8 protein-coding genes and 1 pseudogene are annotated in these 10,190 nt (G+C 64.4%); 6 read left to right on the forward strand and 3 right to left on the reverse strand.

What is annotated here, in order from left to right:
- Together JaAD80_RS21805 and JaAD80_RS21810 are read right to left on the reverse strand one after the other, a co-directional pair.
- Positions 1-848, reverse strand: an 848-nt coding sequence (locus JaAD80_RS21805; RefSeq protein WP_374755265.1) for a DUF6600 domain-containing protein, incomplete at its 3' end; no start/stop codon positions are given.
- A 110-nt stretch (positions 849-958) separates the two neighbouring features.
- On the reverse strand, positions 959-1,600 hold the full coding sequence (locus tag JaAD80_RS21810) for a LysE family transporter (protein WP_102297364.1): 642 nt from the start codon (positions 1,598-1,600) through the stop codon (positions 959-961).
- A gap of 191 nt (positions 1,601-1,791) precedes the next feature.
- Here JaAD80_RS21810 and JaAD80_RS21815 point away from each other — a divergent pair, with 191 nt between their 5' ends.
- The 3 genes from JaAD80_RS21815 (at position 1,792) to JaAD80_RS21825 (ending at position 5,410) form a co-directional block, all read left to right on the forward strand.
- A complete protein-coding gene (locus JaAD80_RS21815) occupies positions 1,792-2,739 on the forward strand; it encodes a DUF808 domain-containing protein (RefSeq protein ID WP_102297367.1) in 948 nt (315 codons plus the stop codon).
- 84 nt (positions 2,740-2,823) lie between these two features.
- The gene (yiaA, locus tag JaAD80_RS21820) at positions 2,824-3,255 is read left to right on the forward strand and encodes an inner membrane protein YiaA (protein WP_102297368.1); all 432 of its coding nucleotides are present in this window, start codon (positions 2,824-2,826) and stop codon (positions 3,253-3,255) included.
- 46 nt (positions 3,256-3,301) lie between these two features.
- The gene (locus JaAD80_RS21825; RefSeq protein ID WP_102297371.1) at positions 3,302-5,410 is read left to right on the forward strand and encodes an EAL domain-containing protein; all 2,109 of its coding nucleotides are present in this window, start codon (positions 3,302-3,304) and stop codon (positions 5,408-5,410) included.
- A gap of 10 nt (positions 5,411-5,420) precedes the next feature.
- Here the strand turns inward: JaAD80_RS21825 and JaAD80_RS21830 are convergent, their stop codons facing one another.
- On the reverse strand, positions 5,421-6,638 hold the full coding sequence (locus JaAD80_RS21830; RefSeq protein WP_102297373.1) for a hypothetical protein: 1,218 nt from the start codon (positions 6,636-6,638) through the stop codon (positions 5,421-5,423).
- 257 nt (positions 6,639-6,895) lie between these two features.
- On the opposite strand from JaAD80_RS21830, the gene JaAD80_RS21835 reads away from it, so the two are divergent.
- The 3 genes and pseudogenes from JaAD80_RS21835 to JaAD80_RS21845 all read left to right on the forward strand — a co-directional run.
- Positions 6,896-8,566 carry a PAS domain-containing methyl-accepting chemotaxis protein gene (locus JaAD80_RS21835; protein ID WP_102297375.1) on the forward strand — a complete coding sequence of 557 codons (1,671 nt, stop codon included), beginning with the start codon at positions 6,896-6,898 and terminating at the stop codon, positions 8,564-8,566.
- Positions 8,567-8,590: 24 nt separating this feature from the next.
- Complete coding sequence (hemN, locus tag JaAD80_RS21840; protein ID WP_102297378.1) at positions 8,591-10,039, forward strand: oxygen-independent coproporphyrinogen III oxidase; 1,449 nt, start codon at positions 8,591-8,593, stop codon at positions 10,037-10,039.
- 12 nt (positions 10,040-10,051) lie between these two features.
- Positions 10,052-10,183: pseudogene (locus tag JaAD80_RS21845) on the forward strand (sulfite exporter TauE/SafE family protein); the annotation flags it as partial.
- Positions 10,184-10,190 lie beyond the last annotated feature (7 nt).

Genomic DNA, 10,190 nt, shown 5'->3' on the forward strand with positions numbered 1-10,190 from the left:
ACCCAGCGGCCGTAATGCGAGGGCGCGTAGCCCCACGGCGCATTGTCGACCCAGGTCCAGCCCCACGGCGCGATCCAGGTCCAGCGCCCGTCGCTGTACGGCGCCCAGCCCGCCGGCACGCTGCCGGGCAGCCACAGGGGGCCGTATTCCGCATCTTCCTGCCACGCGCCGTAGCGGTCCAGCTCTTCATAGCCGGTGGTATCGTGCGTGACATAGCGCAAGGCCGGCGTGGCGGCGGGCATGGCTTCGGGCCAGTTGTCGAACGCCACGCGCTGCAGCGAGCCGGTGCGCAGTTCCTCGTCCGTCAGCTCGGCGCGCTTGCCGGCGCGCAAGGTGACGCTGCCCGTCGCGCCATCCACGTCGGCCGCCCCTTCAAGCACGCTGACGACGCTGGTGCCGGGCTGGCGCCCGGCATCGATGCGCACCCAGCCCGGCTGGGTGAGGATCACGCGGGCCTCGGCGGTGGTCAGCTCGACGCCGCGCAGCGCCTCGGCATTGCGCACGCGCACGCTCACCGTGCCGTAGCCGAGGTGCAGCTTGACGCTGTCGTCATCGAGTTCGCTCACTTCCAGTTCCGCATCGCCATCGAGGCGCACGGCGGCCGCGCCGACGCGGAACTCGGCCAGCGCGCCGCGCATGGTGGTGAGGCGGTTATCCGTGGTAATCGGCCAGTTCAGCAGGGCGTTTTGCGCCTCGCCATCGCCGGCGCGCACCAGCACCTGCCCTTCAACGGTGGAAATGCGCCCCACGCGGGCGGGCGGGTCCTGCGCCAGGGCAAGCGTACATGCCGACGACAGCAGCATGGCGCAGATGGTTTTCAACAACGGGAGAGACAGGGTCGGACGCATGGCGCGCTCCAGGCAGGACGGACAAAGATGAAAGGTAGACAACACCCCGATTACAGTCCTATCGGGCCGGCACCGCAAGCGGGCTTACAAATGTTTGCATATTGTCTGCTTCAGGCCGCTGCCTGGCCGCCGCGCTTGACGAAGAACAGGGCCGCGCCCACGGCCATCAGCAGGCCGCCAAAGAAACGGTTCTGCTTTTTCACGGCGCGCGCGTCGCGGAAGAAGCGCTGCATCGAGGAAGCAAGGAAGGCGTAGCTGTGCATCACGATCTGGTCGATGGTGCACATGGTGACGGCCAGTATCAGCAGCTGCGGCAGCAGCGGCGACGCCGGGCTGATGAATTGCGGCAGCACCGCCACCATGAAAATGATGCCCTTGGGATTGGTCACATTCGTCAAAAAACCCGTCAGCACGCGGCGGCGCAAAGACGGTACCACGGCGTCGGCGTGCAGGTCGCCGGCCACGGCCACCTTGGCGCGCCACTGCGACAGGCCCAGGTAGATCAGGTACAGCGCGCCCACCGTCTTGACGATGTTGAAGGCCACTTCGGACGCCAGCAGCAGGGAGCCGACGCCGGCGCCGGCGATGGCCAGCACGACCAGCAGCCCCAGCTGCAGGCCAAAAATGGTGGCGCTGGTCTTTTTCACCCCGTACGACAGGCCGTGCGACATCGACAGCACGGCGCCCGAGCCGGGCGAGACGGCGATGATGGAAGCGGCGATGACAAAGGTGATCCAGGTGGCGAAGGGCATGCGGTGTCCGAAAAATGAGATGGTGAGCAATTTTACCTCGCCCCGTGCGGCCCTGCCGGCCATCCCTGGGGTAAGATCGCAGTCATGCCGTACCTACATCATCCATTGCCGCTCAACCAAGAATAACATCATGAAAAACAACACTTTCCTCGCTCCACGATTCCCTGCCACCGCCGTGGGAGCGCGCTGAGATGGCCGGCTCCAGCCTGCTGGCCCTGCTCGACGACATCGCCAGCATTCTCGATGACGTTTCCCTGATGACCAAGGTGGCCGCCAAGAAGACGGCCGGCGTGCTGGGCGACGACCTGGCGCTGAACGCGCAGCAGGTGGCCGGCGTGCGCGCCGAGCGCGAACTGCCCGTGGTCTGGGCCGTCGCCGTCGGCTCGCTGAAGAACAAGGCCATCCTCGTGCCCGCTGCGCTGGCCATCAGCGCGTTTGCACCGTGGGCCATCACGCCGCTCTTGATGGTGGGCGGCGCCTACCTGTGCTTCGAGGGTTTCGAGAAAATCGCGCATAAATACCTGCACCCGGACGACAGCCACAAGGCCGAGCTGGCGCAGGCGCTGCGCGATCCGCAGGTCGACCTCGTCGCGCTGGAAAAGGACAAGATCAAGGGTGCCATCCGCACCGATTTTATTCTGTCGGCGGAAATCATCGTCATCGCGCTGGGCACGGTGGCCACGGCCACCTTCGCCGAGCAGGTGGCCGTCGTCGTCGGCATCGCCCTCCTCATGACGGTGGGCGTGTATGGCCTGGTGGCCGGCATCGTCAAGCTCGACGACGCCGGCTTTTATCTGGCCGCGCGCAAGGGCGCGGGGGTGCTGATGGATGGCGTGCGCGGCTTTGGCCGCATGCTGGTGTCGGCGGCGCCGAAACTGATGAAATTCCTTTCCGTGGTGGGTACCCTGGCCATGTTCATGGTCGGCGGCGGTATCCTGACGCACGGCTGGCCATGGGCCAGCGGCATGCTGCACCACGCCGAGCAAGCCGTCGGCGGCGTGGCCGGCATCGGCCCCGTGCTGGCGGCCATCACGCCCAGCCTGATCAATGCCGTGGCCGGCGTCATCGCCGGCGCCCTGGTGCTGGCCGGCGTCAAGGCCGTCTCGGCTTTGTTGCGCCTGGTCAAATCGGGCAAATAACTTTTCTGGTCTGATGGGGCGGCAGGCGCATCCGTGCCTGCCGCCCCGGCCATGCCGCGGCGCCTGCCCGCCCATGGAGATCCTATGCAGACATCCCCCTTCCAACGTCCCAGCAGTGCCTTCATCGGCGCCTCCTGGCTGGCCCTGCTGATCGGCGTCATCACCTACCTGACGGGCCTGTGGAACGCCGGCATGGCGCTCAACGAGAAGGGCTATTACTTCACCATCCTCATGTACGGCCTGTTCGCCGCCATCTCGCTGCAAAAATCCGTGCGCGACCGCAGCGAAGGCATCGCCGTGACGGGCATCTACTTTGGCCTGTGCTGGATTTCCGTGCTGCTGGCCTTGCTGCTGCTGACGGTAGGCCTGTGGAACGCCACCTTGCAAAACAGCGAAAAGGGTTTTTATGCCATGGCATTCCTGCTCAGCCTGTTTGCCGCCGTGGCCGTGCAAAAGAACGTGCGCGACGTGGCGCGCGCCAACGCCGGCCTGCCCGGCGAGGTCGCGGGAACCTAATCGCCGCGCGCGCGTCTACCTGTATATCCGCGCGGGGGAGAGCAGCATGAGCGACCAGCAGAAACGTTTGCAGATGGCACTGGAAGCGGCCAACATGGCCATCTGGGATTCGCGCATCGTCGACGGCAAGGTGATCGACGGCACGGTGACCTGGTCGGCCAGGGGCGCCACCCTGCTGGGCCTGGAAGAGCTCCCGTTGACGCAGCCGTTCCGCGAATTTCTCGACTGCGTGCATGCCGGCGACCGCGACAAGGTGCTGGACGTGCTGCAGGACGGCGTGCGCCGGCGCGGCGGCTACGCTTTGCAGTACCGCGTCGTGTGGCCCGATGGCAGCGAGCACTGGCTGGCGGCCAAGGCCCACATCTTCACGGATGCAGACGGCCAGCCCGACCGCACCCTGGGCATCATCTGGGATATCACCGAGCACATGGCCCGCGAACTGATGATCGCCGAAAGCAAGGAACTGGCGGAAGTGACGCTCAGCTCCATCGGCGATGGCGTGATCACCACCGACCCGTTCGGCAAAACGCGCTACCTGAACCGGGTGGCCGAGCAATTGACGGGCTGGAGCAACCAGCTGGCGCAGGGCCTGGACATCTGGGAAACCCTGCACCTGGTCGATGAGCACACGGGCCAGCCGCTCGACCACGTGGCCATCAAGTGTTTGCGCCAGCGCCAGGCCATCGGTATTTCCACGCATGCGCAGCTGGTCACGCGCGACGGCCGGCGCATCGCCGTCGAGGACTCGGCCGCGCCGATCTGGTCGCGCAACGGCGAGATCCTCGGCGCCGTCGTCGTGTTTCGCGACGTCAGCCACGAGCGCAAGCTGAGCCAGCAACTGTCATGGCACGCCACGCACGACACCTTGACGGGCCTGATCAACCGCCGCGAATTCGAGCACCTAGTGGCCGGCGCCCTGCACACGGCCAAGCAGGAGGGCCATGTGCATGCGCTGCTGTATCTGGACCTGGACCAGTTCAAGGTCATCAACGACACCTGCGGTCACAGCGCCGGCGACGTGCTGCTGCAGCTGCTGGCAAAAATGCTGCAACAGCAGATGCGCGACAGCGACATCCTGGCGCGCCTGGGCGGCGACGAGCTGGGCGTGCTGCTGCCGCACTGTCCGCTCGACCATGCGCGCGTGGTCGGCGAACAGCTGCGCCAGTCGATCCGCGATTTTCGTTTCGCCTGGGATAGCCGCAGCTTCGAGCTGGGCGTGAGCATCGGCATGGTGGAAATTTCACAGGACAGCAAGTCCATGAGCGAGCTGCTGAGCGCGGCCGACCAGGCCTGCTACCTGGCCAAGGAACAGGGCCGCAACCGCCTGCACGTGTACCAGGAGTCCGACGTCATGCTGGCACAGCGGCATGGCGAAATGCTGTGGATTTCGCGCCTGAACGAAGCGTTCGAGCACAATTATTTCCGCCTGTACGCCATGCCCATCGTGCACCTGCGCGACCGCCCGGAATTCCACGACGAAGTGCTGATCCGCATCCGCAACGGCAAAGGCGATTTGATCCTGCCCGGCGCCTTCATTCCCGCCGCCGAACGCTACGACATGATGCTGTCCATCGACCGCTGGGTGATCCGCGCCGTCTGCCAGCATATCCAGAGCGTGCGCGACAGCCTGGCGCCGCTCGAAGCCATGGCCGAAAGCCAGCGCCGCGCCCCGGCCCTGTATTCGATCAACCTGTCTGGCGCCTCGCTGGCCGACACGGAGCTGCAAGACTACATTACCGAGCAGTTCGTGTACTATGCGATCGCCCCCGAACAGATCTGCTTTGAAATCACGGAAACGGCCGTCATCGCCAACCTGCCCAAGGCGCAGGCGTTCATGCACCAGCTCAAGGCCATGGGCTGCCGCTTTTCACTGGACGACTTCGGCAGCGGCTTTTCCTCGTTCGGCTACCTGAAGGCCCTGCCCGTCGACTATTTGAAGATCGACGGCGTCTTCGTGCGTGACATCGCCAGCAACGCCATCAACCGCGCCATGGTCAAGGCCATCAATGAAGTGGGCCACGTGATGGGCCTGAAAACCGTGGCCGAATACGTGGAAGACGCAGAAACCCTGGCCGTCATCCGCGAGTTGGGCATCGACTACGCGCAAGGCTACGCCGTGGGCAGCCTGCGGCCGCTGACGGCGGGCAGCGACTAGCCGCCAGCGCTCAGATCTCGCAGGCTGGCACCGCCGCCAGGCTCTGCGGATCGGGAGACGCGCGCACGCGGTAGCGCACGGGGTAGCAATCGATCTGCTCCATCAGGCCGCCGTCGATCGCTTGCGCATCGTCCCACGCCAGCATCTTGTTGCCGCTGCGCTCACCGTGCTCATCGTACAGCTCGATGGCCACCACATCGGTGCGCGGCAGCAAGGTATGCACGTCGCGGGCCCAGCTGCTCACGGAAACGACGCGCTCGCCCGACTGCCGCTCGATCAACAGGCAGGTGGCAACGAAAACATCCTCGCCCGTGCTCGCGTTGAGGCGTTCCCACTCCAGCTTCTGCTGATTGTAAAGATCCGCACCGATGATCGTCCGGTGGCGCCGCAACGCCGCGGCAACGCCGGCATCGGCGGGCTGGCAAGCCACGACCTTGCCCTGCCGCACACCGTACATGGCGCTCGAGACATGCCGCCCCTCGTCGCGCGCCAGCTGCTCGGCCAGCGCCAACATGCTCAATTGTGCCGCCGCATTGTTCGACGATGCCAGCAGCAGGCGGCCACGCGTGGGCACCATCACCAGCGGTTCGCCGCCCTGGCAGGCGCGGTACAGCAAATCGGGCAGCAGCAGGCGCGAGGAGTCATAGGCATCGTTCCAATCGCCCATCAGCAAGCCATTGCCCATTGCCACAAAGCGCTGCGCCGTGCGGTCGCGCAGATTGTCCATCGCCGCCGCCAGCGCCTGCTCGAACGTCACGCCCCATTGCGTCAGACTGGCCTGGCCGATGGTGGCCATATTCGTCTGCGTATCGTAGGCCAGCATGATGACCATATCCTCGCTGAAGTCCTGCGAAGCGGTGACAAAGGCCGCGCGCTGCGGCTCGGCTTGCGCCAGCAGGCGCAGATGGTCGCCCTGCTGGCGGCTGCGCAGCACGGGCATCAGGCTGGCGCGCGCCTCGGCAAAGCTGGACGGCATGCCGGGAGACGAGTAGATGCTCAGGTATTGCTGCACGACGGCGGCCCGCTGCTGGCGCGGCGCGGCGCAATAGTCGCGGTAGGCATTGTCCAGGTTGAAAATGATGCCGTCCACGCCAGCGGCCACGATGCGGAACTGTTCGCTGTCATAGCGGCAATCGGGCGCCAGCTGGTGCTGGGCGATCTGCCGCAGGATGATCTGCGCAAACGCCGCGCGCGTGGGCGGCCGGCGGAAAAAGTCGAATAAACCCATGGGTCTCCTGGAAAGCCGCGCTGGAAAATAGTGCAAATTAGCAAAAGAAATAGCCAATTTGGCACTATAAACCAAAAGCCGCCGTGACGAAACCGCTGCTCGCTTGCGCGCTGCGGCAAATTAGCCGAGCCAATCTGGAGGATTTTGATCTACATCAATAAATTTGCGTAGTCGACTCCTTACACTGATCTCCGTTCTTGCAATCGTGCAAGTCTTACTCACCAATTGCTCATTTAACCGATCAGGAAGCCGCGACCATGCGCCAAAATTTGCCAGTGACTAACCGTGAAGTCCTCGTCTTGGACGATCAGGCCATCGTGTCGAAAACGGATATGAACGGCAATATCGTGTATGTGAATCCGTACTTCAGCCAGGTCAGCGGCTTCAGCGAGGCAGAGCTGCTCGGTTCGCCACAGAACATCGTGCGCCACCCGGACATGCCGGCCGAGGCCTTCGCCGACCTGTGGGCCTCAATCCAGGCGGGCACGCCGTGGACGGGCCTGGTCAAGAACCGCTGCAAGAACGGCGACTTTTACTGGGTGCGCGCCAACGTCACGCCCATCCGCGAAGCGGGCAAGACCATTGGCTACATGTCCGTGCGCGTGAAAGCCGACAAGGATCAGGTGAAAGCTACCGAGGAAGCTTACGCGGCCATCCGCAACAAGGAAGGCGGCAATATCGTCATCAAGAACGGCCAGATCGTGCGCCCGGGCCTGGCGCACCTGCTGCACAGCCTGACGCACATGTCGCTCAACCTGCGCATCTGGGCCGCGACCTCCATCGTCAACTGCCTGCAACTGCTGGTGTGCATCATCAGCCTGTTCGCCAGCGGCGGCGAAATCACCAACTACGCCATCTTCGGCGCCACCCTGTTCGGTTTCCTGATCAACGTCTTCCTCTGGTACACCTTGCGCATGTCCGTGCTGAAACCGCTGGGCAAGGCCCTGAACGGCGCGCGGGCGATTGCCGCCGGCGACCTGTCGGGCAGCTTTGAAACGGACAGCACCGATGAAATGGGCCAGCTGCTGCGCGCGCTGCAGCAGATGAACAGCAACCTGATCGCCACCATCCGCGACGTGCGCATCAACGTGGAAACCATGGCGGTCGCCACCAAGCAGATCGCCGTCGGCAATATGGACCTGTCGGGCCGCACGGAATCGCAGGCCGCCAGCCTGGAAGAGACGGCGTCGAGCATCGAGGAATTCTCGTCCACCGTGAAGCAGAACGCGGACAATTCCGTGCAGGCGAATGAACTGGCCATGGCCGCCTCAAAAGTGGCGGTGCAGGGCGGCGAGATTGTCTCCGACGTCATCACCACCATGGACGAAATCAACACCTCGTCGAAGAAGATCGTCGACATCATCGGCCTGATCGAGGGCATCGCCTTCCAGACCAACATCCTGGCCCTGAACGCGGCCGTCGAAGCGGCCCGCGCCGGTGAACAAGGCAAGGGTTTTGCCGTGGTGGCGGGCGAGGTGCGCAACCTGGCGCAGCGCTCGTCGGTGGCGGCCAAGGATATCAAGCAGCTGATCGAAATTTCCGTCGGCAAGGTGGGCGCCGGCATGCAGCAGGTGAACCGCGCCGGCGCCACGATGGAGCAGGTGGTCAGCTCCGTCAAGCAGGTGACGGCCATCATGCAGGAAATCTCCATCGCCTCGCGCGAACAGAGCATCGGCGTCGACCAGGTCAACCAGGCCATCGCCCACATGGACCAGGTGACGCAGCAGAACGCAGCCCTGGTGGAAGAAGCGGCCGCGGCCGCCACGCGCCTGGCGGAAGAAGCCGCCAGCCTGTCGCAAGCCGTGAGCCTGTTCAATTTCGGCAAGATGCCGCCGCCGCGCCGTGTCGCCACGCCAGGCGGCAAATCGGGCGCCGCCGGTGCCGCGAATGCTGGCAAGCCCAGCGGCCTGAAACGCCTGGCCGCCTAAACCTTTCAAGACTGAACCCACATCATGCCTACACTACTCAGCAGTGCTTCCGCCGAACTGGACGCCGTCGTCGAATTCGACCCGGTCATCATCGGCAAGATGAGCCAGTCCGGCCCGCGCTACACGTCCTACCCGACCGCCGACCGTTTCAATGGCGACTTTGGCTATGGCAACTTCCTCGAAGCGCTGGCCGCCCTGCGCATGCGCGGCGGCCGCCGCCCCCTGTCGCTGTACGTGCACGTGCCGTTCTGCGACACCCTGTGCTACTACTGCGCCTGCAACAAGATCATCACGAAAGACCGCAGCAAGGCGGCCACCTACCTCAGCTACCTGAAGCAGGAAATCGCCATGCAGGGCAAGCTGTTTGCCGGCATGAACCAGATCGAGCAGCTGCACTTCGGCGGCGGCACGCCGACTTATCTGAGCGAAAAGCAGATGGACGAACTGATGGCGCATTTGCGCCAGCATTTCGAGTTCGCCGCCGATGAAGACGGCGAATATTCGATCGAGATCGACCCGCGCACGGTGTCGCGCGAACGCGTGTTTTCGCTGCGCGCGCAAGGCTTCAACCGCATCAGCCTGGGCGTGCAGGATTTCGACGCCGACGTGCAAAAAGCCGTCAACCGCATCCAGCCGGAAGCGGAAACGGTGGCCATCATGCAGGCCGCGCGCGACGCCGGTTTCCGCTCGATCAGCATCGACCTGATCTACGGCTTGCCGAAGCAGAACCTGGAAACGATGACGGAAACGCTGCGCAAGGTGATCAACGCCAGCCCCGACCGCATCGCCCTGTACCACTACGCGCACATGCCGCACCTGTTCAAGCCGCAGCGCCGCATCCTCGACGCCGACATGCCCGACAGCGCCACCAAGCTGGCCATGCTGGGCCTGTGCATCGCGCGCCTGACGGCCGCCGGCTATGTCTACATCGGCATGGACCATTTCGCCAAGCCGACGGACGATCTGGCCGTGGCGCAGCGCCAGGGCCGTTTGCACCGCAACTTCCAGGGCTATTCCACGCGCGCGGAAGCGGACCTGATCGCCTGCGGCGTGTCGGCCATCAGCTCCGTCGGCGCCGTCTACAGCCAGAATGAAAAGACGCTCGACGCGTACTATGAAAAACTCGATGAGGGCGTGCTGCCGATCGCGCGCGGCATCAAGCTCGATACGGACGATTTATTGCGCCGTATCATCATCCAGATGCTGATGTGCAATTTTGAATTGTCGATCGCCAGCATCGAGCAGGCGCACCCCGTGCAATTTCGCAGCTACTTCGCCAGCGAGCTGGAAAAACTGCGCGAACTGGCGCGCGACGGCTTGCTGGTGATCGAGGAAGACTGGCTGACGGTGACGCCGAAAGGGCGTTTGCTGATCCGCAATATCTGCATGGTCTTCGACCGCTACCTGACCCTGGCGCGCGCCAGCGCCACGCCGGATGCGCCGCAGCCGCTGCGCTACTCGAAAACGGTGTAAGAACGCGCCGCGATGAATGCCCTGAGCTTTTTGCCGCTGTTCATGGTCGGCCTGGCCGGCAGCGTGCACTGCATCGGCATGTGCGGCGGCATCGTCGGCGCGCTGTCGCTGGGCGGTGGCGCTGGTGCGGCGGCGCCCGCGCGTGCGTGAT

The organism is Janthinobacterium sp. AD80, assembly GCF_002878455.1.
GTDB lineage: Bacteria > Pseudomonadota > Gammaproteobacteria > Burkholderiales > Burkholderiaceae_D > Janthinobacterium.